The 24577-nt window shown below is 67.2% G+C and carries 19 protein-coding genes; 9 read left to right on the forward strand and 10 right to left on the reverse strand.

The genetic code is table 11. From position 1 onward, the window contains the following. Together ENSA5_RS36925 and ENSA5_RS03175 are read left to right on the forward strand one after the other, a co-directional pair. On the forward strand, nt 1–1100 hold a 1100-nt coding region (locus tag ENSA5_RS36925; protein ID WP_181197303.1), incomplete at its 5' end, for a hypothetical protein. A 2-nt stretch (nt 1101–1102) separates the two neighbouring features. Beyond that, the gene (locus tag ENSA5_RS03175) at nt 1103–3487 is read left to right on the forward strand and encodes a TonB-dependent receptor (protein WP_181197305.1); all 2385 of its coding nucleotides are present in this window, start codon (nt 1103–1105) and stop codon (nt 3485–3487) included. Between the two features lie 13 nt (nt 3488–3500). Here the strand turns inward: ENSA5_RS03175 and ENSA5_RS03180 are convergent, their stop codons facing one another. After that, nucleotides 3501–4850: a Vgb family protein gene (locus ENSA5_RS03180; protein WP_106390072.1), complete on the reverse strand. Its 1350-nt coding sequence runs from the start codon at nt 4848–4850 to the stop codon at nt 3501–3503. Nucleotides 4851–5651: 801 nt separating this feature from the next. Here ENSA5_RS03180 and ENSA5_RS36930 point away from each other — a divergent pair. The 3 genes from ENSA5_RS36930 (at nt 5652) to ENSA5_RS03195 (ending at nt 9853) form a co-directional block, all read left to right on the forward strand. Further along, nucleotides 5652–6518 (forward strand): TlpA family protein disulfide reductase, encoded by an 867-nt coding sequence (locus tag ENSA5_RS36930; RefSeq protein ID WP_181197307.1) that lies wholly within the window; start codon nt 5652–5654, stop codon nt 6516–6518. A gap of 106 nt (nt 6519–6624) precedes the next feature. Next, the gene (locus ENSA5_RS03190) at nt 6625–8736 is read left to right on the forward strand and encodes a DUF4139 domain-containing protein (RefSeq protein ID WP_106390073.1); all 2112 of its coding nucleotides are present in this window, start codon (nt 6625–6627) and stop codon (nt 8734–8736) included. 124 nt (nt 8737–8860) lie between these two features. Further along, complete coding sequence (locus ENSA5_RS03195; protein WP_181197309.1) at nt 8861–9853, forward strand: Rieske 2Fe-2S domain-containing protein; 993 nt, start codon at nt 8861–8863, stop codon at nt 9851–9853. A 10-nt stretch (nt 9854–9863) separates the two neighbouring features. Here ENSA5_RS03195 and ENSA5_RS03200 read toward each other — a convergent pair whose 3' ends face one another. Then, on the reverse strand, nt 9864–10682 hold the full coding sequence (locus tag ENSA5_RS03200; RefSeq protein WP_181197311.1) for a spermine/spermidine synthase domain-containing protein: 819 nt from the start codon (nt 10680–10682) through the stop codon (nt 9864–9866). Then, nucleotides 10679–12118, reverse strand: coding sequence for a PQQ-dependent sugar dehydrogenase (locus ENSA5_RS03205; RefSeq protein ID WP_181197313.1), 1440 nt, complete (start codon nt 12116–12118; stop codon nt 10679–10681). The genes ENSA5_RS03200 and ENSA5_RS03205 overlap by 4 nt, the downstream gene beginning before the upstream one ends. 427 nt (nt 12119–12545) lie before the next feature. Between ENSA5_RS03205 and ENSA5_RS36935 the strand changes: the two genes are divergently transcribed. Both ENSA5_RS36935 and ENSA5_RS03225 read left to right on the forward strand, forming a co-directional pair. After that, a complete protein-coding gene (locus ENSA5_RS36935; protein ID WP_181197315.1) occupies nt 12546–12764 on the forward strand; it encodes a hypothetical protein in 219 nt (72 codons plus the stop codon). A 99-nt stretch (nt 12765–12863) separates the two neighbouring features. Continuing rightward, the gene (locus ENSA5_RS03225) at nt 12864–14444 is read left to right on the forward strand and encodes a sodium bicarbonate transporter family protein (RefSeq protein WP_106390078.1); all 1581 of its coding nucleotides are present in this window, start codon (nt 12864–12866) and stop codon (nt 14442–14444) included. A 462-nt stretch (nt 14445–14906) separates the two neighbouring features. Here the strand turns inward: ENSA5_RS03225 and ENSA5_RS35515 are convergent, their stop codons facing one another. The 5 genes from ENSA5_RS35515 to ENSA5_RS03250 form a co-directional block, all read right to left on the reverse strand. Further along, a complete protein-coding gene (locus ENSA5_RS35515) occupies nt 14907–15812 on the reverse strand; it encodes a hypothetical protein (RefSeq protein ID WP_181197317.1) in 906 nt (301 codons plus the stop codon). A gap of 226 nt (nt 15813–16038) precedes the next feature. Beyond that, the gene (locus ENSA5_RS03235; protein WP_106390080.1) at nt 16039–17790 is read right to left on the reverse strand and encodes a right-handed parallel beta-helix repeat-containing protein; all 1752 of its coding nucleotides are present in this window, start codon (nt 17788–17790) and stop codon (nt 16039–16041) included. Between the two features lie 92 nt (nt 17791–17882). Then, a complete protein-coding gene (locus ENSA5_RS03240) occupies nt 17883–19028 on the reverse strand; it encodes a tyrosine-type recombinase/integrase (protein WP_258182712.1) in 1146 nt (381 codons plus the stop codon). Between the two features lie 46 nt (nt 19029–19074). Continuing rightward, nucleotides 19075–19284, reverse strand: a complete 210-nt coding sequence (locus ENSA5_RS03245) for a helix-turn-helix domain-containing protein (RefSeq protein WP_106390082.1) — start codon at nt 19282–19284, stop codon at nt 19075–19077. Between the two features lie 977 nt (nt 19285–20261). Beyond that, a complete protein-coding gene (locus tag ENSA5_RS03250) occupies nt 20262–21368 on the reverse strand; it encodes a serine/threonine-protein kinase (protein WP_106390105.1) in 1107 nt (368 codons plus the stop codon). Nucleotides 21369–21383: 15 nt separating this feature from the next. Here ENSA5_RS03250 and ENSA5_RS03255 point away from each other — a divergent pair, with 15 nt between their 5' ends. Further along, nucleotides 21384–21917: an RNA polymerase sigma factor gene (locus ENSA5_RS03255; RefSeq protein WP_181197318.1), complete on the forward strand. Its 534-nt coding sequence runs from the start codon at nt 21384–21386 to the stop codon at nt 21915–21917. A 239-nt stretch (nt 21918–22156) separates the two neighbouring features. Beyond that, a complete protein-coding gene (locus ENSA5_RS39060; protein WP_258182713.1) occupies nt 22157–22285 on the forward strand; it encodes a hypothetical protein in 129 nt (42 codons plus the stop codon). A gap of 1630 nt (nt 22286–23915) precedes the next feature. Here ENSA5_RS39060 and ENSA5_RS36940 read toward each other — a convergent pair. Both ENSA5_RS36940 and ENSA5_RS35520 read right to left on the reverse strand, forming a co-directional pair. Next, nucleotides 23916–24065 carry a hypothetical protein gene (locus ENSA5_RS36940; protein WP_181197319.1) on the reverse strand — a complete coding sequence of 50 codons (150 nt, stop codon included), beginning with the start codon at nt 24063–24065 and terminating at the stop codon, nt 23916–23918. Between the two features lie 51 nt (nt 24066–24116). Then, nucleotides 24117–24557, reverse strand: a complete 441-nt coding sequence (locus ENSA5_RS35520; RefSeq protein ID WP_146155271.1) for a hypothetical protein — start codon at nt 24555–24557, stop codon at nt 24117–24119. Nucleotides 24558–24577: the final 20 nt, after the last annotated feature.

Below are 24577 nucleotides of genomic sequence, written 5' to 3' on the forward strand. Positions count from 1 at the left end.
GGGCTGCTAGAGTTGCTGCGACGAGCTTCGCCGCGGCGCTGTGCGCGAGCTGCGGCCTGCTCGAGGTCGGACCGGCGAGCGAGATCACGACCACGGAGCCGATCTCCGCCCAGGTCCGCGTGGTCGAGCTCGGCCCCCTCGCGCCCGAGCGGGTGTTGTTCCCGAGCGAGGCGCAGATCTCGGAATTCCTGCCCGGCGACCGCGTGCGCCTCGAGGTCGTGGTCGTCGACCCGAGCGGCCTGCCCCTCGAAGACGCGGCGCTCGACAGCGTGTGGCTTCACTGCGGCGCGGGCCCGTGTCAGGGCGGGTCGGAGAACATCGTGTTCGCCGACCCGGTCTACGACCAGCCCTGTGACGAGCTCGACGACTGGACCACCGACTCGCGCTGCCGCCTCGGCGAGGGCCGCGGCGGTATCGAGTTCACGACGCCAGCGCTCGGAGAGGGAACGCTGACCAAGGGCGACTTCGCGGTCTATGCCGTGGTCGCCTGGAACGGTCAGCGAGCCGAGGACTGCTGGTCGACCCGCCGCGTGCGAGGGGTCATCGCCCCCGACTGCGGCTTCGTCCGCTTCGACGGGAGCGTCGGACCTTACTGGACGATGTTGGTCCACGCGGAGTCCGAGGGCCTGAGCACGCCCTTCGCGACCACACAGCTGCCCGCGGCCGTCTACGCCCAGCAGGCCAATCGGGCGCCGGTCGTCGACCACGTCGAGCTCGCGATCAACGGCGAGGCCCAGGCGCCGGTCGAGGTCGCGGCCAGCAGCTTCGTCGGGCCCGTCAGCGTCGAGCCCGGGGATGTCCTCGACCTGACGGTCGTCGCCGACCCAAACGAGCAGCTGGCTCAGCTCTACTTCAACCCGTGGACCCCGAGCGCCGACGCGTTCACGGTTGTATTCGAGACCCTGTGGCTGCGCGTGTCCACGGCCGGCGCGCTCACCTTCGATCGAGACAGGATCGAGGGCCCCGCCCTCCTGGCGATGGACTCGATCGAGCTGCAGGTCCACGACGCCGCCGGGCCCGGCACCGCGCGCGTGGTCCTGGTGACCTACGACATGCGCGGCGCCGAGGATGTCCTCTGGCTGGAGCTCGAGATCCAATGACGGTGGTCCGAAGGCTCGCGCCGACCTCGCTCGCGGCCGCGCTGGTGCTCGGATCCAGCCTGCTCGCGCGCGTCGCCGCGGCCTCGCCGCCCGAGCACGAGCGCTCGGCGGTCGAGCTCCGTGTGTCAGGCCGGGTGATCGAGGCCGGCGGCGAGCGCCGCGGTGTCGCCGGGGCCGTGGTCCTGATCGTCGACGCGCCCGCGAGCGCGCGACCTGGCAAGCGCGCACACGAGCCCCTCGATCCCGACGCGATCGCCTGGATGCGCAGAGCCGAGACCGACACCGAGGGCCACTTCGTGATCGACGAGGTCCCGGCTGGCAAGGTCCGGGTGGTCGTCGTCGCGCCGGGCTACACCCGCTTCGAGCAGTGGGCAGCGCTCGACGGCGCGAGCGGCACGGACGAGCTCGACCTCTACATTCGGCCCGACCTCCGCAGCGACTACCGGACCGTGGTCGAGAGCGAGCCCGAGCCCGACTACGCCGTCGAGCCCGAGCACGTCCTCGACGGTCAACAGGGCCGCGGCTACGCGGGCAGCGGCGACGATCCCCTGCTCGCCGCCCAGAACCTCCCGGGCGTCGCCCGCAGCCCCCTCGGCCTCGGACTGATCGGCTTCCGCGGCGGAGATCCACGCGAGGCCGGCCTCTACGTCGACGGCCACCCGGTGCCCCGGGCCTTTCACGTGCTCCCGATCGCGAGCGTGCTCTCGCCCCCGATGGTCGCGCAGGTCCAGCTCAGCCCGGGCAACTACTCCGCGGCCTACGGCAGCTTCGGCGGCGGGCTCGTCGAGATCGAGAGCCGCCCCGGGGGCCGCGAGGGCATTCACGGTCAGGCCCACCTCGACCTGTTCGACTTCGGCACGACCGTGTCGGGCGCCGTCGGCAAGGGCTCGGTTCACGTCGGCGTCCGCCGCAGCCACGTCGGCGACGTGCTCCGGGCGATCGACGCGCTGCCCGTCGGCAGCCCCCACTTCTGGGACTACCTCGCGCGCTTCGACTACCCCCTGCGCCCGGGTCACGAGCTCACGGTCCGGGCGCTCGGGGCCGGGGATCGGCTGACCGACGACGAGCTGTTCGATTTCGGCGCCTCCTTTCATCGCTTCGACCTCGAGTACCGCCGGTCCAGCGAGGACTGGACCATGCTCGTGAGCCCCTCGCTGCGCCTCGACGGCTCGCGACTGATCCGCGGCAACAGCGAGCTCCGCCGCGTCGCCGAGGTCTACTCGCTGCGGGCGGCGTTCACCCGACGCACCCAGCTCCCCTGGCTGAAGCTCGAGTTCGGTTCGGACCTCGTCGTCGAGCGCTGGCGCCGACAACAGCGCGTCGAGCAGGTCTTCTATACTTTCGATGGCGAGCAGGTGCCGTACGCAGAGCCGAGGGTCGACAACTCGCGCGGGGACCAGATGCGGCTCGGCATGTGGTTTGGTGTGCCGCTCGAGCTCGGAGCCTGGCGGCTGGTCCCCGCGGCCCGGGCCAACCTGTTCGCGTACTCGGGCTACCCCCAGCTGCGCCTCGATCCGCGCGTGGATCTGCGTGGCCCGGTCCACCCGCGCGTCGAGCTGCTCGCGGCCCTCGGCATGTACTCGACGCCCGTCGTCCTGGTCCGGACCGCAGACTCCGATCTGATCGACGAAGATGGCGAGATCGGCGACGGCCGGGCCGACGTGCCCCAGTATCTGCTCACCTACTTCGAGCCCGGCATCCAGACCGACGCCGAGGATCGGTCCTCGAGCGCGACCTACGTCATCCACGCCTCGACCGGCGTCCGCGTCGACCTGCCCTGGGATCTCGAGGCCCGGGCGACCGGCTTTTGGCGAGAGGGCCTGCCAAAGACCCTCGATCGGACCGGCCGCGATCCCTACTACTACGGCCGCCGCCGCTCGATGGGCCTCGAGCTGCTCTTGCGCCGCAGCCTCGTGTCGGGCGTCGTCGACGGCTGGGTCGGCTACACGCTGATGTGGGCGCGGGTCGACACCGAGGACGGCAGCTGGCTGCCCGCGGTGTTCGATCAGCGCCACAATTTCGTGGCCCTGCTGAGCGCGAACTTGCCCCGCGGCTTCCGCCTGGGCCTGCGCTTTCGCCTGGTCTCGGGCAACCCCGAGACCCCCGTGGTCGGGCGCCAAATAGGCTCGAACAACGGCAGGTGGAGCTACCGCCCGATCCGGGCCCCGCGCGGGACCACCTACCAGCCCCTGTTCCACCAGCTCGACCTGCGCCTCGACAAGCAGTGGGTCCTCGACCGGACCAGCGTGACCGCCTACCTCGACGTCCAGAACGTCTACAACCGGCTGTACCCCGAGGTCTGGATCTACACCTCGGACTGGGCCGAGCGGCGCTCGCTGATCGGCCTCCCGATCTACCCGAGCCTCGGCGTTCAGGTTGATTTTTGACTCGAGCGCGCGCTCAGCCGCTGGGCTGACCCACGACCGAGCTGAGCCCAAAGCCGGTCATGTCGCTGTAGGTGTACGCGCCGACGAGGCCGCCGTAGGTCTCGACCTCCTCGGTCTCGGTGTCGAGCCGGAAGGCCTGCGAGCTGGCGAAGGTGACGCCCCAGACCTTGCCCGTGAAGTCGACGCTGATCCCGTGGACGTAGGCCGGGATGACGTACTCCTTGTAGGGCATCACCGTGTCGGTATCGATTGCGATGATGACGCCCTGGGAGTAGCGGCTGTGATAGAGGGTGCCCTCGCCGTCGGTCATGCACCCGCCGATGCCACTGGACGCGCCCGGGGTCGACTGCCAGGTCTCGGTCTCGGGGTCGAAGCGCGAGGCGTGGCCGCCACCGCAGGTCCAGATCCGGTTTTGCGAGTCGACCGCGATGCCGTAGCCCGGCCCGCCGCCTGGCAGGGTCCAGTCTTGGACGGTGAAGTCTTCGCGATCCACGCGGACGATCCGCTGGCTGTTCTGGAGGCCCCAGAAGTTGCCGTCGCCGTCGACCGCGCCGCCGTAGAGGTACGAGCTGCCGACCTGCGGGATGTTGATGGTCTCGTCGATGTCGCCGGTCTCACCGTCCAACAACAGGACCTCGGTGCCGCCCTGGTACGAGCCCGAAGTCCACAGCTTCTCGTTCTCGTACTCGCAGGTGCCTTCGTTGAAGTCGCCGGGCGCCCAGGCCATCGGCCGGTTGGACCAGTAGGCCTTGCCCTCGAAGGGGTTGTGCCAGGCGCGGCACTCCTCGACGTCCCAGGCGAGGATGTCGTTGGCCCCGGTCGAGGTCTGGATGCCGGGCATCCCGTTGCTCTCCTGGCAGTCGTCGAGCTGGGCCCAGAATTTGGACACGCCGCCGTTGTTGCTGCGGGCCGAGATCGCGACGTCGCCGCTGAGTGACACCGTGGTGCGCGAGGGGCTGCCGCCGCCGTCGGGGCGCATGTAGTAGCGGCCCTCCTCGACCATCGTCTCGGTGTTGAGCTTGGTCATCGTCCCCTGGGACGAGTTGGCGATCCAGATGTAGGAGAACTCGGTGTCGCCGCCGATGCCGCTGCCGCACTGGTGGTTGCCGTCGGGGACCGCGGTCACGTCCCACTTGTGGTTGCCGCCGCTGCCCTCGGTGTCGGCGTCGCCGTCTCCTTCGCCTTCGCTGGTGTCGCCATCTCCGGTGGCGCCGTCTCCATTGCTGCTGCTGTTGCTGCTGGTGCCGCCGTCTCCGCTGGTCTCGGCGTCGCCGTTGGACGCGGACGCGGACGCGGACGTGGAGATGCCGGTGTCGCGACCCGCGACCTCGCCCTCGCCGCCGCAGCCGACCAGGAGAGTCAAACAAGCAAGAGATCCAAATCCAGCCAGGAGAGACGTCCGCATGGCCCGGAGTCTCCCAAGCAGCCGCATCAATGTCCAGCCGGATTTGGGTGCCGGAGACCTCGGGGCATTCGCCCGGCGTCGGGGCCCAAATGGCCGAGAAAACCCAAAGGGCCGAGGAAGCCCGCGCGGCAGAGTCACTGCTGGCTGACGTGAGCTAACAGCCCGGGCTGCTAGCAGGCTGCTGACCTCCGATGCCTTTTCGCCAAACGCTCGCAGTATGGCCCGATACAACTTCGTTTTGTCTTCGCGGCCTCGAACGCCAGTGACGCACTCTGGGTCGCGTTGGGGTTTTCAGCAGCCTGCTAACGCTAGCAGCCTGCTAGCGAATGTACCGGGCCCGAGCGACTCGCGCCAAGTGATCGTTGGATCGCCCACCTCCGAGTCAGGGCGCGACGCAGACCCCGACGTCTTCGAGACCCGGGCATGACCCCGACCACGGCCTCGACCACGCAGGTGTCGGGGTGGTCATCGAGCACAGGCGACAACGCGACCGCGAGCTCCTTGCGCAGCGCGTCTGCGTGGGCCTGATGTCGGGCGGCTGTGCTCTGCTCGCGGTGGTCAGGCCGGCCGCAAAATTTGGTCCCGGTCGGCGCAAAATCTCGTGCTCGAATCGATGCACATCAGATCATGATGGCGCATCTTTGCCGGTCGCCGACTGACTTTATCGATTGATACCTCCGGATTGTCTGCCAAAACTGACTCGTGGTATCGCACAACGTTGTCGTCGTGGTGTCGCTGAGCTTCAGCGCCGCTCTTGCCATGTCTGGCTGCGTCCCCGAGGACGGCGGCTCGAACACGCTCGATGACGGCGTGACCAGCCTTGGAGAGGACACGGGTGAAGGGGACGAGCCCGGCGACGGCGATCCCAACGGCGATGGCGACGATGACGGCGATGGCGACCCCGGCGACGATGACGGCGATGGCGACCCCAGCGACGGCGATCCCAACGGCGATGGCGACCCCGGCGACGGCGATCCCAACGGCGATGGCGACCCCGGCGACGGCGATCCCAACGGCGATGGCGACCCCGGCGACGACGGCGACGATGACGGTGATGGCGACGACGGCGACGAGAACGGCGACGAGAACGGCGACTGCATCGGCGGCACCCCCTACGCAGGCGGCTGGGACATCGGCTGCTGCCAGGACGACATCGTGCCGGGCGCGTGGTCTCCGGGCCAGGTCAGCGCTGGCGCCGTGCTGCCTGACTGGATCTTCAGCGATCAATACGGCGATGCGGTCCGCGTCTACGACTTTTGCCACGAGGCGATCTACTTCGAGTACGCCGCGATGTGGTGCGTCGCCTGCATGGCCCACGCGCCCGAAGTCGCTAGCCTGTTTGATACCTACGACGCCCAGGGCCTGATCACCCTCACCTACATGAGCCAGGACGCCGAAGGTGCCCCGCCGTCTCAGGCCGACGTGGACGCGTGGGCCCAACAGTTCAGCCAGGACGGCATCGTCGCGTTCAGCGACTTCTCGAACGTCTGGTACCCCTTCGGCGTCGACCAAGGCGGTGGCAGCTACTCGATCAGCCTGCCCGGGACGATGCTCGTCGCGCCCGGCGTCGAGGTTGTGAAGGTTGGCGTGCCCAGCCTCGCCGAGCTCGAAGCCGCGCTTCCGTAGGTGGCATGGCCAGGAGCCCGTGGTGCAGGCCACGCGCGACGGTCAATCTGTGGCACAGTACGGGCCGAGGGAACCTCGACGTCCTGGTCGTGTCTCGCCAAGCCCCATGCTCCGCCCGATCTGTCTCGCCCTAACCCTGCTCACCTGTGCCTGTGCCACCGCCCCGCGCGAGCGCGCCCTCCCCCTGACCAAGCTCAGGCTCTACGAGACGGGCGTGGGCTACTACGAGCGCGCGGGCGAGCTCGGCGGCCCGGCCGGGGCCACGCTGCCCGTGCCCTCGGGCCACCTCGACGACGCGCTCAAGAGCCTGGTCGTGCTCGGGGCCGACGGCGAGGTTCGCTCGGTCGCCTTCGACAGCCGCCAGAGCCCCGCGGTCGCCCGAGCCCGCGCCGGGCTCCCGCCCCAGTCCGACGCGCCGATCCGCGTCCACGACATCCTGCTCGGGCTCCGCGGCCAGGAGATCATCATCGACCAGAACAAAGCTCGCCGCGTGCGGGGCCGACTCGTCGATGTGATCGGGGTGCCCGACCCAGACCTGCTCGGGGTCCGGCCGACCGAGGACAACCCGGGGCCGAGCACGGCGGAGCAGGCCGGCGCGGTCCCTGAAAAAACCTTCGCGCTGCTCGTGACCCGGACCGGGCGCTATCGCCGAGTCGACGTCGCGGCGATCGACGAGATCACCCCGGTCGATCCCGGCGTCCGGGCCCGGATGCAGGCGGCCCTCGACGCGACCGTCGCCCTGCGCAGCAACACTCGCGGCGAGCTCGAGCTCGAGGGCGAGGGCGCCGACCTGAGGATCGGCTACCTGGCCGAGTCGCCGGTCTGGCGGGCGAGCTATCGCCTGGTCCTCGACGCGGACGAGGCCGCGACCTTGCAGGGCTGGGCGCTGGTCCACAACGACACCGAGGAAGACTGGGACGACATCGATCTCGAGCTCGTCAACGGTCGGCCCGACTCCTTCTTGTTCCCTCTCGCCGCGCCCCGCTACGAGCGACGCGAGCTGGTCGTGCCCGATCGTGAGCTGTCGAGCGTGCCCCAGCTGCTCGACACCACGCCCGACGCGATGTGGGGCGACTTCCTCGACCTCGACACGCTCAGGAGCTACGGCGGGAGCAGCTCGGCCTACGGCCGCGGCAGCGGGAGCGGCTTCGGCACCCGTGGCACGCGAGTCTCCTCCGTGCGCAGCACCCAGACCGGACGCAGCGACCTGCTCTCGGTCGGCAACCTCGCCGAGCTCGCGACCGGCTCGGGCCGCGAGACCAAGACCGCCTTCGTCTACGGCGCCGGCCAGCCCCTCGACCTCGGCGCCGGGCGCTCGGCGATGGTGCCCTTTCTCCAGTCCGAGCTCGAGTCGGCCGCGATCACCTGGTTCTCGAGCTTCGCCAACGGCACCGCCCGACACGCGATCCGCGTCGTCAACAGCACGGCCCAGACCTTGCCCGAGGGAACCCTCGGCGTGTTCGGCGACGGCGGCTTCGCGGGCGAGACCGTCCTGCCCCGGCTCAAGCCTGGCCAGCGCCGCTTCCTCGGGATCGGCGACGACCCCGACACCGAGATGACGATCGTCGAGCGCGACTCGAGCGACGAGCCCAAGCGCCTCGTGTACGCCCGCGGCCGGCTCGAGGAGCACTTCTTGCGCACGACCACGATCGTGCTCGACCTCGACAACCGCAGCGGCCAGGCCCGCCACGTCCACGTAAAGATCAACGCGAGCAGCAACACCACGATCGAGGGCGCCGACGCCGTCGACTTCGACGCCGAGCGCGAGCACCCCCTGGCGATCTTCGAGCTCGGGGCCAGCGCGAGCATCGACGGGCGCAAGGTCGTGATCCAGGAGGGCCTGTCGCGCAGGACCAACGTCGCCGACCTCAGCGAGGCCCAGATCGAGCCGCTCTCGGTCGCCGCGACCCTGACCGAGGCCGAGCGCGAGGCGATGAAGGCCACCCTCGCGCGCCTGACCGCCCAGCACGAGGCCGAGGCCGAGGTCGCGCGAATCAAGGCGGAGCTCGCCACGGTCGAGGCCGACATCGAGCGGCTGCGTGGACACCTCCAGGCGACGGGGGGCGAGGGCGCCGGGCAGCAGCGCCCGCTCGTCGAGCGGCTGCTCGAGACCGAGGACCAGCTTCAAGCCATCCGCGATGAGCTCGACGAGGCCGAGGCCACGCTCGCCGAGCGGGTCGAGACCACCCGCGAGGCCGTTTCGGTGCTCGGAGACTGAGCGCCCGCAGACTGAGCGCCCGGGGGCCAGCGCCTCGCGGGGCTGTTCGCCGAGGGCTCTGAAGTCGTCGGCGCCAGCGCGCAGAGCCCCCCTGCGCCGGGCAGCTGATAAGCTCCGCCGCGCGATGCGAAGCACGCCACCGCGCTCCTGGATCTTCGTGGGCCTCGCCGAGACCTTCGCCCCCGGCGAGGTCCACAGCGTCGAGATCGCCGACTCCTCGCGGGTGGTCTATCGGACCGCGAGCGGCCAGCTCGTGGTCACCGACGCCCACTGCCCCCACGTGGGCACGCACCTCGGCCAGGGCGCCACCCTCGAGGGCGATCGCATCCGCTGCCCGCTCCACGGGCTGCGCTTCGAGCCCAACGGCGAGTGCGTCGAGGCCCGCGCGAAGGGGGTCTGCATGCGCCTGGGCGTGCACCCCGTGCGCGAGCTCGCGGGCATGGTCTTTAGCTGGTACGCGCCGGATGGCTCGGGCCCGAGCTTTGAGCTCCCGCAGCTCGACGACGAGGCCTTCTTGCCCTACCGCATCCGCACCGAGCGTCTCGCGCTCGCCATGGAAGAGCCGCTCGAGGTCCACGCCGTCGACATCGGTCACAACACCACGCTCCACGCCGAGCGAGACGTCGAGCCCGTCGACCCGCTCACGATCGACGCCAGCAGCATCCACGCCTCGCTGGTCATGCGCCACCCGGCCACCCCCGCGGGCCGGCGCTTGCTTCGCCTGATCGGGGTGCCCGACGGGCACGTCCGGACCCACGTCGAGGTCCGCACCGTCGGCCTCGGCTACCAGCACATTCGTTCGACCGTGGACAGCATGGGGATCGTGGTCAATCAGTTCATGCTCGCGGTTCCGCGCGCGGCCAACGAGCTCGACCTCCACGTCGTCTACAGCATGCAAAAGCTCGAGCGCCCCCGCCTCCCCGCGATCTTTCGACCCTTTCCCCTGGCCCTGATCGAGCCCCCAATCGAGCGCTCCGGTCACGCCGAGCTCATGGCGGCGACCGACGAGCACATGCAAATGTGGACCCGCAAGCGGCAGCTGGCCGCGCCCGCCTGGCTGCCCGAAGAGAGCGGGCTACGCGACTATCGAGCCTGGGCTGACGCCTTTTATTCCTAGCGGGCCAGGGCTAGCCAAAGTCGGGCTCGAGCCCGTACTCGAGGGTCTCGAAGCGATCGCCGCTGCGGTTTTTGATCCGGAGCCGAGCCACGCGCTCGCGGGTCAAGAAGCGCAGCCCCTTCGCGGGCTCACGCTGCGCGACCTTCGGCGCCTGACTCGCGATCACGAAGTCGGCCCAGTCGTCATCCTCGCCGTCGACGTCGAGCTTGGCGAGCATCGGGTGGATCCACGGAAACGACGCCTCCACGCTGTCGCAGATCCGCCAAAAGCCCGCGGGATCCTGGCTGACCTGAACAGCGACGACGGTCTGCGCGTGGGTCAGCCCAGCGAGCGTGCGAAAGAACGCTGGCCCGAACAGGCGCGAGAGCTCGGGCCGGGTCTCGGCTGGGAAGTCGCAGATGACCACGTCGTAGGTCGGGCCGCGGGTCTCGATGAACTCGAGCGCGTCACCGATGATCAGGCGGACGCGGGGGTCCGCGAGGCTGGCTTCGCTCAGCTCGACCAGCGCGGGCACGGTCTGGGCCATCTCGATCACGAGCGGATCGAGCTCGCACAGCGTGACCTCTCGAACCTCCTCGTAGCGCAGGACATTGCGCAGCGCGAGGCCGTCGCCGCCGCCGAGGATCAAGACCCGGGCCGGGTCCGCCGCCATCAGGATCGGCGTGTCGGCCAGGACCTCGTGGAACACGTGCTCGTCCTGCGAGCGAAATTGCCAGACCTGATCGAGGGTCAGGTTGATGTGCCCGTCGGCCTCCTGGGCGAGCACGATGTCCTGAAAGTCAGAGCGCGCGCGGTAGAGCACGCGCTCCGTCGAGTCCGCAGCCGTCACAGCGAGGGCACGATCCGGTAGATGCTGCCGTTGGCGGTCGTGATGAACACGTCGCCCCAGGCGTTGCCGCCGAAGCCGAGCACGTTGTCGAACACCGGGGTGTCGAGGACCTCGCCGTCGTCGTCGAGCAGCGTGGCCGTGTTGCCGTCCCAGGTCAGCGCGTCGACGCGCCCCTTGCAGTAGTCGGCGAAGAAGTAGGTCCCGCTCCACGAGGGCACCTCGCAGCTGCGGTACACGTTGCCGCCCGTGACCGAGCAATTGCCGTTGCTGTGGCTGTATTGGTGGATCGGGTAGGTCAGGCCGTCGTCGTTGACCTGGCCCGCGGTCATCGGGCTGCCGGGAATGCACGGGCTGCCCTGGAAGCAGTCGAAGCCCTCCATCACGCTCCAGCCGTGATCCGAGCCGGCCTCGACGACCGTGATCTCCTCGCGCAGGTTCTGGCCGACGTCGCCGACGTAGAGCTCGCCGGTCTCCCCGTCGAAGGCGAAGCGGTAGGGGTTGCGCAGCCCGAGCGCGTAGGCCTCGTCGGCGACCTCGGGATCGTCGACGAAGGGGTTGTCGGCCGGGATCCCGTAGTCGAAGGGGCCGTACTGCGGGCAACCTTCACACGAGACCGGATCCTTGTCGGCGTTGCCGGTCGGCTCGACGTCGATGCGCAGCATCTTGGCCAACAAGACCTGGAAGTCGCGACCGGTATTGAAGGTGTCGTCGGCCCCGCCGCCGTCGCCCATACCAATGTAGAGGTAGTCGTCGGGCCCGAACGCGATCATGCCGCCGTCGTGATTGGACGCTGGCTGATGGAGCTCGAGGATCACCCGCTCGCTGTTGGGTATGGCCTCGTTGGCGTCGAGGTCGATCATGAACTCCGAGATTCGGGTCATGCTCTCGCCCTGCGGCGAGTAGTTGATGTACACGCGGGGATCGTCGGGGTAGTAGGGGTGAAACGCGAACCCGAGCAGGCCAAACTCGCTCTGGGTGGTGACGTCGACGCTCAAGAAGGGGTTTGGCTGCTCGTCGCCCGTGTTCATGTCGATGACCAGGATGTCGCCGTTGCGCTCGACGATGTAGAGCTCGTCGGGCTTGGTCGGGTGCCCGGTCACGAGCAGGGGCTCGCCGACTCCGCTGGCGATCAGCTCGGTCGAGATGCCGGTCGGGTTGTCGACGGGGGTGTACGGACACGGCGGGGCCATCGGCTTGGTGTCGCCGTCGCCGTCGCCGTCGCCGTCTCCGTCGCCGTCGCCGTCTCCGTCTCCGTCTCCGTCGCCGGGGTCACCGTCGCCGTCTCCGGTGTCGCCGTCGCCGTCGCCGGTGTCGCCGTCGCCGTCGCCGGACGTGCCGGTGCCCGTGTCGGCGGGCGTGTCGTCTTTGCACCCGGGCGCGAGCGCGAGCGCGGCGATGAGAAACAGGCAGGAGGTCCCAAGGCCATGCCGAGTCATGCGGCATCGTCACCCGGGCGAGGCGCAACGCCAACGACTGATTGGCCCGGCTCGGGTGCGGAATCTCGTGAGCGACGGTCTCCCACAGGCCGCGCAGGTAACCGCCGTGGACCTCGAGGAGCGCGAACCCGACCGGCCCGCGCGCAACCGAGCCCGTGCAAAACGCGACGCCCGCCGCCTGGTCTCAGCAGCAGCACCCCGGCCCGGCCGAGAATCCGAACCGCGATCCGCGCGACCCAATCCATGCCGCGGACGCGGCCCGGCCGAGCGTAGAGGCGCTCGCAAATCTGCTTGCAAGCTCCCGGACATCATCGCATTATTGCGCTGCTTGCGCGCCATCCGCACAGCGTTCTTGCTCTGGGCAGTCCTCTTGTTGAGCGTCGCCGGTCCGTCATGGCCGAATCTGCTCGACGACGACGACAAGTCGGTGACGAGTGAGCAAGAGGACGAGCGCGAGCGCGAGCACTGCGAGCGTGAGTCCCAAGACCGCAGCTCGAGCGAAGACGACGATGACCGGGCCCTCGGATCCGGGATGAACGCCAGCGCCCACGCGGCGCCCATCGTCCACGTTGTCTACCAGAGTCGATCGCCGCGTCCCGGCTACTCCGACCCACCCTTCCGTCCGCCCGCCGTCCTTCGCGGCTGAAGGCGGCTCGTCGCGCGTTGATTCGCGCTGACGACATCGGAGCGTGTGCCCATTTAGAGGGCGCGCGCGTGGTTCACGAGTACGAAGACGGCGATAGCAATGACCCAAGACGACAAAGTTCCAATCGAAGACGACGGCATGACTCGAACCGGGCGCCTCGCTGGCGGCCTGCGCAACGACCTGCGTCGACGCCTCCCCCATTACCTCAGCGACTGGCGCGACGGCCTCCACCCCAAGGTCGCCGGCTCGACCCTGTTTTTGTTCTTCGCCTGCCTGGCCAACGCGATCGCGTTTGGCGGGCTGACCGGGCTGGTCACGGGCGGCGAGATCGGGACGGTCGAGATGATCGTCGCGACCGCGGCTGGCGGCATCCTGTTCGCGCTGTGCGCGGGCCAGCCTCTCACGCTCCTCGGCGGGACCGGGCCGATCGTGATCTTCACGGGCTTGCTGTACACGACCTGCGTCGAGCTCTCGCTGCCCTTCTTGCCGGTCTACGGCTGGGTCGGGCTGTGGTCCGGGCTGTTCCTGGTCCTGCTCTCGATCACCGACGCGAGCTTCTTGATGCGCTACTTCACGCGCTTCACCGACGAGATCTTCGCGGCCCTGATCGCCGTGATCTTCATCGTCGAGGCCGTGAAGTCAGTCACGCTCGGATTCACCGAGGACGGCTCGGACATCGCCGCCGCGCTGCTGTCGCTGATCTTGGCGGTCGGGACCTACCTCGTCGCGCGCTCGCTCAAGGGCTTCTTGCACACGCCCTTTCTCCACCGGCGGGTCCGCGAGATGGTGTCCGACTTTGGCCCGGCGCTGGCGATCGCCGCGATGACCGGGGTCGCGCTGCTCTTCCCCGACGTCGAGCTCGAGGGCGCCGCGATCCCCGAGACCGTTGCGACCACGTCCGGCCGCCCGTGGCAGGTCGATCTGAGCGACGTCCCGACCTGGGTCATGTTCGCGGCCTCGGGCCCTGCCCTGCTCGCGACGATCCTGCTGTTCCTCGACCAGAACATCTCCACGCGGCTCGTCAACGCCAAGAGCCACAAGCTCGAGAAGGGCCCGGGCTTTCACCTCGACTTGCTCGTCGTCGGCGCGATCACGGTCGCGTGCTCGATCTTCGGGCTCCCGTGGATCGTCGCGGCCACGGTCCACGCGCTCAACCACGTCAAGAGCCTCGCCGACACCGAGGTCGTCGCCGAGGGCGGAGCGATCCGCGAGCGGATCGTGTCCGTGCGCGAGAACCGGGTGTCGCCCCTGATGATCCACGTGCTGATCGCCGGCTCAATCCTGATCCTGCCGCTGATCAAGCTGATCCCGATGGCGGTGCTGTTCGGGCTATTCCTGTACATGGGCTTTGCCACGCTCAACGGCAACGAGCTCGCCGATCGTGCGCGGCTGTGGTTCACCGATCGCTCGCTCTATCCCGAGACCCACTACATCCGCACCGTCCCGCGCCGCAAGATCCACCTGTTCACGATCATCCAACTCGGCGGACTGATCGCGCTGTGGGTGCTCAAGACCAGCCCGCTCGGGCTGCTGTTCCCGATCTTGATCGCGCTGCTCGTGCCCCTGCGCCTGGCGATGAAGCGCCTGTTTACCGAGGCCGAGCTCGAGGCCCTCGACGGCGAGGAGTCGGCCGAGGACATCGAGCACGACCACATGATGGCCGGCGATCTCCATGCCTAGCAGCCCGGGGTGCAATCCATCGTGTCGCCTCGCGCCGGAATTTTCGCCGAGGGCGCGAAGCCAAAACGCCGCTGTACCGGGCGTACTGCAAGTTTTGGCGACAAAGCCCTCGGCGAAAAGGCCAAGCGAGGCGGCGCGAGGGATTGCACCCCGGGCTGCTAGCAGCCCGTGGTGCAGTTCGCCGAGGGCGCGAAGCCAAAACGCCGCTGTACCGGGCGTACTGCAAGTTTTGGCGACAAAGCTCTCGGCGAAAAGGCCAAGCCAGGCGGCGCGAGGCATTGCACCACGGGCGTGTCCGTCCGGGTGACTGCGCCGAGGCGTCGTGCCTGCGCGAATACAGGCCCTACTTCAGGACTGACGACGGTCACGCCGGATTCGCCCCAGTCGGGAGCTACCCCGCCGGCGCCCGGGGTTCCGCTGCGCTGCCGACCCTCGCGTCGACTGAGCAGAGGTCTTCGCAGCTCATGGAGGATCGCAGGAATCGATCTCCGGTCGCAGTTTTTCGACGGCAGCCTCCTCGTAGCTATCCGTAGCCAAGTCATAGGGCAGGTGAACCCTGGAGGTGGGAGATGAGCAAACTTCCGCGAGGCAGTCCTGCACGATGTAGTTCGAGTTCATCTCGATGTCGCACCACGTCGCCGTCACCCCCTGGGGCGTCAACTCGACCTGCTCCCCAGCGATCTCCCGATCGGCGTACATACCGAGAATTGACGGGCGCATCTCTTGATGGATGATCGCGTCGAGTTGCCGGGTCAAGTTTGGCCGCAGCACTGTAATCCTCCGCTGAGCGTAGCTCTCGGCATAGTAGCTCCGGTAATCATCCGACGGCTCGGTGAGCTCGTAGTCGTCATCGAGGGCTACATGGCTTGTTTGCAGCACGATCTCAGCCGCCCCGTCCCCATCCACGTCCGCCACCTCCAACTGCTCGACCGAGATATCCGCGACCGACCTTCCCAAACCCCAGCTCTCAAAATCGTCGACAGGTTCTCCGCAACGACCAAAGTCGTCAGCCTCACAGGCACGAAATGACATACGAGCCCGTTCAAGGCGAGGCCGCCCTGGATCCGTATAGGACACCACCGCAACACCGAGAATATCCTCTGCCTCCCACGGGATGTAGGGAACGCTGACCGGACTGTGCTCACAGTCGTCCCAATCATCCTCATCAGCTATCATCGTGCAATACATCCACCCGCTTGTAGCAAATACAACAACATCATACCACCGACCACCGCGATAATCCAACTGCCGGAATGCGTGGACATCCTTAACTGAGAAATCCGAATTCAGCAGAGCCAACTCGACTTGTGCAATATCGAGAGGCCCAGGGGCCGGCGGCGGCGGCGTGTAAACCTTGGGTCGCTCCACCACCACATGTGGCGACTCGAGGCGTGGCCCAGAGCTTGGCACCTCGACGTTCGCAGTGGGCTTGCAGGAAATGAGAGCAAGATGTGCGACTAGACAAGGGAGGCGACGATTCATGATGTCACTCCGGGGGGAGATAGGACAGAAGGTCCGTGGCAAGGTTCTGTGTCTCGCGTCAGTCAGGCGGGGTCAGCACCCTCGCCTGGCCGCCAGGGCAATCTAGCAGCCCCTACATGCCGATCCGGAGCGCCCCGATGTCGGGCGCGCTGCCCTCGTAGGCCCGCGCGACCCCAACACCATCACCCCAGCTCAGCGCGGTGTCGAGGGTGAGCGTGTGCGTCACATCGTCGATCGCAAGCACCCGCGCTCGCTCGGTGCCGCCGTCGAGTTGAATGAGATCACCGACCTCGCCCGCGATCCCGTAGCCATCGAAGAACCAGCCCGAGTCGGCGACGACCATGCTCGTCCCCTGCCCGGCGCCAACGGTGGTCGTGAGAAACGCGCCCGCGTCGATCAGCGGGCTGGCCGGATCGAGCCGCAGATCACCGCCAGCCGCGTCGACAAACATCGGGTCCACCTCGAGGTTGTCGCTGAACAGCGCCGGGTAGTTCGCCTCGAACGACGCAAGGGTGCCCGCGGGCCCAAACAGCTCCTCGATCACGGGGTCCCCCACGCTCGCGCCCATGATCGCGTTATTGACAAACGAGAAGCCCGTGAGCCCGCGATAGACGATCTGAGCGGGCCCGACGCCCTCGCAGCCGAGGTTTGCAAACAGGATATTGTTGACAAATAAGTTGTCCTCGAGCTGCCCTGGCGCCCCCGAGCCCACGCTGACCCCGCCACACTCGTTTGCGTAGAAGGTGTTATTGTAGATCCGATTGTGGGTGTCGAAGTTGGCCTCGTCGCTGTAGCGCTGCAGGCCAAGGCCACCGTTGGTGTCGTAGAACGCGTTGTCGCGAAAAACACCGTACTGCCCCGCGTTTTGGATGCCGTTGCCGCCCGAGGTGCTGTAGTACTTGACCGCGAGCGCGAAGGTGTTGGCCTCGACGAGGTTGCGCCGGGTCGCGTCGAATGCCGTGATCTGGTGATCAAAGCCCGACGCGTCGCAGTCGTAGATCTCGCCGATTTTTTGATCCGCGTTATCGAACAGGTTGCCGCGCACGATGTTGTTATTGCCGCACTTGATCGCCCACAGCGTGTGGGCGGCGGTGCGGATCGTGTTACCGGCGATCACGTTGCGATCGCACGCGTGCAGGGCGAGGTTGTCCTGGGTGCTGTCCTCTATCAAGTTGCCGATAATTTTGTTGTCGTCGGCCTCCTCGAAGAACAGCCCCGTCTTCGAGCTGCCGCCGCCGTCCAGGGCCCGGGTGAAGGTGTTGTCACACAGGACGCTGTGGCTGGTGCCGCGGGCGTAGAGCCAGCGCTTGACCTCGTCGACGACCAGGCCCGAGATGAACACATAGGACTGGCCAGAAAGGTCGACGGCGGGCTCGAGGTTCGCGCCGGTGATCGTCGCGACTTCGCCCTCGTACGCCGCAAACACCAGGTAGTTGCCCGGCGTGCCCGAGCTCTGCACGATCAACGGTTCTTCATAGCTACCGCCCCGAACCACGACGGCGTCGCCAGCCGTGGCCACAGCCGTGGCGCCTGCAAGCGTAGCGAAGGCCACGTCGCTGCCCATGCCGCACGCACGCGCTGTGGGGTCGTAGCTGTCGCAGTCACCGGGGAGCTCGTTGTCGACGTAGATCGTGGGGGTATACACGATGGCGCAGGCGTCGGTGTCCCCGTCGCCGTCTCCGTCCCCATCGCCGTCGCCGTCACCGTCGCCGTCGCCGTCGCCGTCGCCATCACCACCGCCGTCGCCGTCGCCGTCGCCGTCGCCAACACCGCCGTCGCCGTCGCCGTCGCCGTCGCCGGTTTCGTCGCCATCACCGACTTCGCCGCTGCCGTCATCTGGACGATCGTCGCCGCACGCGGCCACACTCAATGACAGCACAATCGCAACGCCAAGACCCTGAGATATTTGTGTCGGCATGGGGCCGGCACCCTATCACAGCCTAGCAGGGTCTGGGATTAGTGTAGGATCGTGTTGTTAGAGGGGTGTAGGGGTGGGAATTCGGAGGGGTCCGAATTCTGTGGGTCGTCAGTGTGCTGCAGATCTGCAGCGGGCTGCGGAGCAAGGCGACGGATCAGTTCGTCGCCCAAGCCTCGGGCCAGGTGCGCGTACCTCATGGTCACGACGATCGAGCCGTGACCGAGCCACTCCTGGACCTGGCGGATCGGGATCCCGCGCATGACCGCGTGACTCGCGAAGCTGTGACGCGTGCAGTGGTTGTGGATCCGGCGGATGCCGGCGGCCTCGGAGATCTCCGCGAGGACCTCGTTGGTCTTGTTCGCGGACAGGACTTTGCCGTCCGCTCCGGGGAACACGAGCTCGCTGTCGACATCGACGAGCTCGCGCTGGGCTTCGAGGGCCGCGACCGCGTCCCACGTCAGCGGGAGCTCGCGGATCTTGTCGTTCTTCGTCGACGTGAAGCCGTTGTGCGGGTTGTAGGACTGCTGCACGGTCACACGACCGCGCGCGAGATCGATGTCCTCGCGCCAGCGCAGCGCGATCAGCTCGCCGATCCGAAGACCGGTCCGCAGCGCCACGACCACGAAGGGGTGCCAGTGTGGAGCGTGCTGCTTCGCCGCGGCGATGAACGCGTCGGCCTCCTCGAAGGTGAGGAAGTCGAAGTCGGTCTTGCGTGCCTTGAGCAGGCCGACCTCGGGCACGTCCGAGATCAGCTTCCACTTGCGCGCGACCCGAAGGATGCGCGCGAGCAGCTTGAGGTGCTTGTTGACGGTGTTGGGGTTGTAGGACTTGCCCCGCCTGGTCACCTGGTCGAGCTTCTCGACCTTGTAGGCGTCGATCGCCCGCTCGTCGATCTGATCGAGCCGGCGCTTGCCGAAGACCGGGAGCAGGTGAACGCGGAGGATCATCTCCTTGTTCGCTAGCTCGGACGGCTTGTTGAGGGTCTTCTGGTACGCGAGGAACTCCTCGGCGAAGCCCTCGAGGGTCGGGGTCTGCTTGCGATCTCCTTCCTTCCACGAGCCGGACGCCAGCAGCTTGCGGACCTCCCGCTCGTAGGCCTCGGCGCCGCGCCTGGTTTGCACGGGCGAGACCTTGCGGATGGACTGCTTGCGGCCGTCAGGCCAGGTGTGCTCTACGTGGATCATCCAGCGTGTGTGTCGGCGGCCATGCTTGTCCCGCCAGGTTCGTTTCCTAACGCTCATCGGTGTTCTCCTCCGATGGCGCGTCTTGGCGGAGCCAACGTAGCACGGATCCCCGCTCGAAGATCAGGCGTCGGCCCAGCCGACGGTGCGGGATCTCCCCGCGACTCGCGGCCTCGTAGATCGTCTTGCGGTTGACGCCGAGAAGCTCGGCGAGCTGGTCGGCCGTGAAAATTTCGATCGCTTGTTCTTCGCTACGCATCAGGGACCTCATCCGTGAGTGCTCCGGCCGCTGCGTGAGCGGAGCGGAGGCAGTCCATCGCCAATGGGTTTCGGCGTAGCACCTTGGCGTGGAGAGGCACGTGAATGCGCGTGGGACGCTCGCGAATTTGTCCACGCACGCCCATATCGATCTCCCCACGCACGTTCTCCACCACCCGAATTCGGCCTCCAAACTGCCCTCCACGTGCGTGAGAGCGACTCTTCGGATGTAAACCGCCAAGAATCTGTCGCGGGCGCCGAAACGGGTAGGTTCCCCACGACAACCCACCGCCGCCATCTGGCGGCAGACCGATCTTCAGTTGTGGCTTGCATATCCGACAGCAGACGAGCGGGTCTCGGAAGCGTGGATTCGACCCGTGATTGCCAGCCTCCAGCGGTGCTCGAGAGCCGGCCAACCTCGGGGGCGATCCCACGGCGACGGCGAGTGCGACGGCGCCGAGCTGACGACAACCTGACTCGGAGATCGAGCTGATGAGACTGCTGGCGGCGAGGGGGTCGATCGCTGCGTCGACAGGGTGCTGCATGGTGGACCTACTCATCATCGGAGGCAGCGCGGCTCCAAGGATCGCGACACGAGCCGATGCAACGCCGGTGATTGCAGTTGCACGGTGGGTGAACCTCATGTCCCTTGCAAGCCGCTCGTGCTGCAACTGGGGTTGCGCCTGCAACTGGGGTCTAAGTGCTTGGAATCACTGATTGCAGGCGGAATGCAACGGACATTACTTGCACCGAGTTCGCCCCGCTGTAGGGCTCGCATCACCCACCACGAGGTTCTGCGAGTAGGCACCCCCTCCGGGATCATCGCTGTCGAGCAACACGAGCGCGATGTCGTCACGCTCGCGCGGCCCAAGTCGTGCTCTGGCTTCGGGGATCATCGGCCGCCCATCGACCGCGAAAGCCCAGCCAACGGCAACAACGCGTGACGTACGATGGCATTCAGCGTCCAGAGGATCGGGGTCAACCGTCCTTCACCGACTTTGCGTCCGAGCTCTGTGGCTCCCCTTGCACCACTGTCACGAGCAGAGCGACCAACTCGTCGAAGTCCATTCGGTCCTCCGGTCGCGGCTGCAGCGCGGGCAGGAGCAACCGGGTCAGGTCAGGCATGCGCCCATCCTCCACCGGGAGCACCGCCCCCTCTCGAGCCCGATCCATCAACCGTTCGAGTTCCCCATCTTCCCCGGTCGATGCCCCGAAAGGCGGAGCACCGTAGACGCTCGCCCAGACCGTGCACGCGAACCCGAACACATCCGCGGCGACCCCGATGAGCCCACTACCTACCTCGGGCGCGATGTAGCCAGCGCTCCCGCGGACCCACAGCCCCAGACCTCCGTCGATCGCCGCCAAGTCGAGATCGGCAAGCTTCGCGGCCCCATCCTTGATCAGGATGTTCCCGGGCTTGACGTCGCCGTGGACCAGGCCCTCGGCGTGAACGGCTTGCAGCCCGCGACCCGCCTCGACGAGCCGCTCGAGCACGTACGGCCACGACTTCCCGGGGGCCCACACGCGCAGGTTCGCATCGCACAACTCCATCGTCGTGAACAGCTGGCCCTCGTGCTCACCGAGATCGTAGATGCGGACCACGTTGGGGTGGTCGAGCCTGGCCATGGCGCGGTTGCCGAACATCAGCTGTCGTCGCGCGACGACCTCCGTCGTGTGGTGAATTTTCAGCGCGACCGCGCGGGCGAGGATTTGATCGACCGCCGCGAACACCGTCGACGATCGGGTCTGGGCAAGACTGTCGAGGATCAGGTAGCGGCGGCCCCCGGGCTCGGCCAGTAGCTTGTCGGCGACATCGCCTGCGTCCTCGCCGATGGACTCTGCGACCAGCTCGACGACATGGTCAGCACGGCCAAACACCGCCGTGTCCATCGCAGGACCCCACGAATGAATAGGCTCTTCGGTCCATCGACCACGGCCAGCTTGCCCGGACTCGTCCTCCACACGCCCTCTCCTCAGCGACAGTGCATGAGCCTGACAAGCGGACCACCGGGGCTGTGGGCGATCCATTGAGCGAAACCACGAGCCAACCAGATGTTCGGTCCAGCCAGATCGACGATCATGCATGGTATCTCCCCAGCGATGTCTGTGGTGAAGCCCGTCCGGTTCTCCGACTCCGAGTTCAGGCGACTCAATCGAGCTCTCGTCGGCTACTTCCGCCGCCGCAACTACAGGCACGAGTCCGAGGATCTTGCCGCCTCGACCTGGGTGGACATCATCCGCTACTACGAAGGTCGCTGCTCACTTCGCAGCTTCGCCTTCTTGGTCGCGCGCAAGAAGGTCGCCGAGGATCTGCGCCGGAGCCGACGTCCGTCTCGTCGCGCTCTGATCGAGCCGCTGCGCGATGCCGGCGATGAGAAGCTCGGTAACACCCCCACCGCCGATGGCCCGAGCCCCGACAGCATCTTGATGCTCGCGGCCGGCAGCGAGGCGCTCGTCCGGGCGCTCGAGTCGGTCTGGGACTCGTACCGGGAGGTTGTCGCGCTCTGGCTCGAGGGCTTCTCGGCTGTCGAGATCGCCGCTGAGTTGAGCGTCCCCTACAACACGGTTCGATCGAGGCTCCACCGCGGCCGGACCCAAGCTCTCGCGGCCCTCGAGCAAGAACTCGGTCTGTGAGCCGACGCTTCGACGCGACGTCGACCGCGAACACCCGGCGGCGAGACTCGGGGAGTGGCGCGGCCGGTTGTGCTCACGCGCCGTCGCGGATCCGCGCCAGCGGGAGGTCGCGCCCAGGAACTCGGCCTGTGAGCTGACGCCAGGCTTCCGCGTGACTCGTAGATCGACGTCTCAGGGGCGCCCTGTAGCGTTCCCAGAAATTCCAGATCCCGCGCTACGCGCCTGGGTATGGTGCAGGCGTGCAACACCGGCCCCTGCACGAGATCGTGTCGGAGAACCTCAAGCGGCTCACCGAGGAGAAGGGCATCCCACTGGCGACCGTCGCCGATCGGGCTGGCCTCGATCGACGCGCGTTCTTCGATGGGTGAGGCCGCGGGCCTCTCGGAGCTCGCGGACGCGAGCGCCGAGATCATTGGGGGTCACGATGGCCATGACACGCCCGTGCCAGGGATGGTCGGTGATTGAGGGTGGTGTTGCATGCGGCGATCGTTTCCGGCATGCGGGCGCGGAGCGGGTGAGAGACCACTCCGCTACTGACCGAGCCCCGGCTTTTGCTCGGCAGGCCATAGGTAGTCCAGACGTGACCGCCTACGGCAGGGTTGAATTGTTGTCTGGCCCCTCTCACAAGGCCCGGGACGACCATACCAACGCGCCGACGCAGGCGCAACGGGTACGACGCACGCTCGAACCCGACAGGTTTGTCTGGCTCCGGGCGACATGTCCATCAGGGTTCGGTCCTTTGGGAGGCGCGACCAGGGAGGTCCCTAGCGCTCGGGTCGACGCGGACCGCCACGATCGCGCTGGCGTCGGGGTCAAGCCGACCAGGATCGAGGGCGCGGGGAGCAGCGTCGGCGAGGGCTGAATGGCTGACCTCAGTGCAGTTGCTGCAGGCGGATCGCCTGCGCGTGAAGTGAGGCGCCATACCTGCGAGTTGCCATGGTGACGGTCGATGTCGGGCAGCGAGGCCCCAACCCGAGTGCTGGTCAGACGCGCTCACGGGTGAATTCGCGGGATGTCGTCTACGGTTGCGATGGCGGTAAACAGTCGCCATCGTGGTGTAGTCGGCGTTTGGAGCGGTTTCGGCACCTCATTTTGGTCTAGTGGCGGGGCTATTCTTCCGTCGGATGAGCGCTTGCGTGGGAGCCTCGGGCGGTTCCCATTTCCGTCCTAACTCGTCGATTTCGCGGAATGGGAGGCGCCGCTCGTGTCCGCCACACGACGAGTAGTCTGAGTCAGATCGGGGGTCCCCCATCGCGTGCGGACGCGGCCCAAAAAGGGCCGTGAAGACGCAGGTCAACTTTGAATCACTCCGCGTCTACGACGAGTTACCATGGAGTAAGTCGACGATCGCCGATTTCTTCACGAGGCTACATCATGAAATCTTCACGGGCCGGCGAGAACAACGCACTGAGTGGCCAAAAGAGCAACCCCGAGGTAGTGCCCAGCTGGCTGACCGCGTTCCTCGAGGGTTTGATCTCGCCCAGCCCAGCTGTCAGGCAACACGAGCCCGATACCGTGATGCGCGGCGTAGGTCGCGGGTCTGCGGGAACCGCAACCAGCATCGCGCCGAGTTCGGGGGTCACCGGCTGCGCACCGACCACCGAAACTCGGGCTCACGAGTAGCGAGCGGTCTGCTACCCGCACCCGCGTGCACCCGAGGCCATCACCACTCACCAAGTCTTCCCGCAGCGCAGCGACTAAGTTCATGACCAAAGCCGAGTTGGTGGCAAGTGTCGACGACGCCTGGGATCCGCGGCTGGATGCGCGCGAGTCGACCAGTGTCCGAGTAAGTGGTGGCGTTCCGTCTGGCCAGTCGGTGGTCGGCGAGGGCACAATGACGTCGATGCGGTCTCGGCCTCACGGTCTCGCAGCTCATGGTCGACGACTTCGACCACGCCGACGATCTCGCCGCGATGATCCGCGGCCTGCCGGAGACCGAGCAGCGCCTACGCCATGCTCGGCAACCTCTACGTCTACGCCACTGCCAACCGCTGACGGTCAGTCCTGCTTGCGATCGGGGTCGGCGAACAGCTCGGTGACATCGACGTCGAGAGCGTCGGCGAGCTTGTTGAGCCAGTCGAGCTCGGCGTCATACTCGCCGGCCATCATGGCGAAGAGCTCACGTCTTCCGGTGACGCACTTCGTCACGCGGCACTCTGCGGCCCGACCCCGCAGTCGCCCAGCCCCCCCAGCGCCTCATCAGGCGTCGGGGTCGTGACCGAGTCGACGAAGTGCATCTGCGAGCATCTCGGCTTCGGGAATGCCAAGCGTCCGAGCGTCCCGTAACGCCGTCGAATACAAACGCACGATTTCGGGCTCGTCCTGGTCTGGCGAGTCACGACGCTTGAGGAGGCCAGCAAGGTTGGCTCGAGCGAAGACAAGCGATAGCCGGTCGTCACGATGCTCGAGAATCGGAAGGCACTCATGTCGGAACAACTCGATAGCGTCTTCGATGTGGCCTTGTGCACCCAAGATCAAGGCGAGCTGTCCCTTGGCCTGTGCGATCTCGAGCGGATCACCGACCTCTTCAAGAAGGGGTAGCTGCTCATCCTTGCATATCCGAAGCGCCTCGCCGAGGTCGCCCCGTTGTTTATGAATGTCAGCGACGTGCCCCTTGGCTACTGCCAGGAACGCCTTCATGTTCAAGCGTTCGTAGATCG

This window comes from Enhygromyxa salina, assembly GCF_002994615.1.
Lineage (GTDB): Bacteria > Myxococcota_A > Polyangia > Nannocystales > Nannocystaceae > Plesiocystis > Plesiocystis salina_A.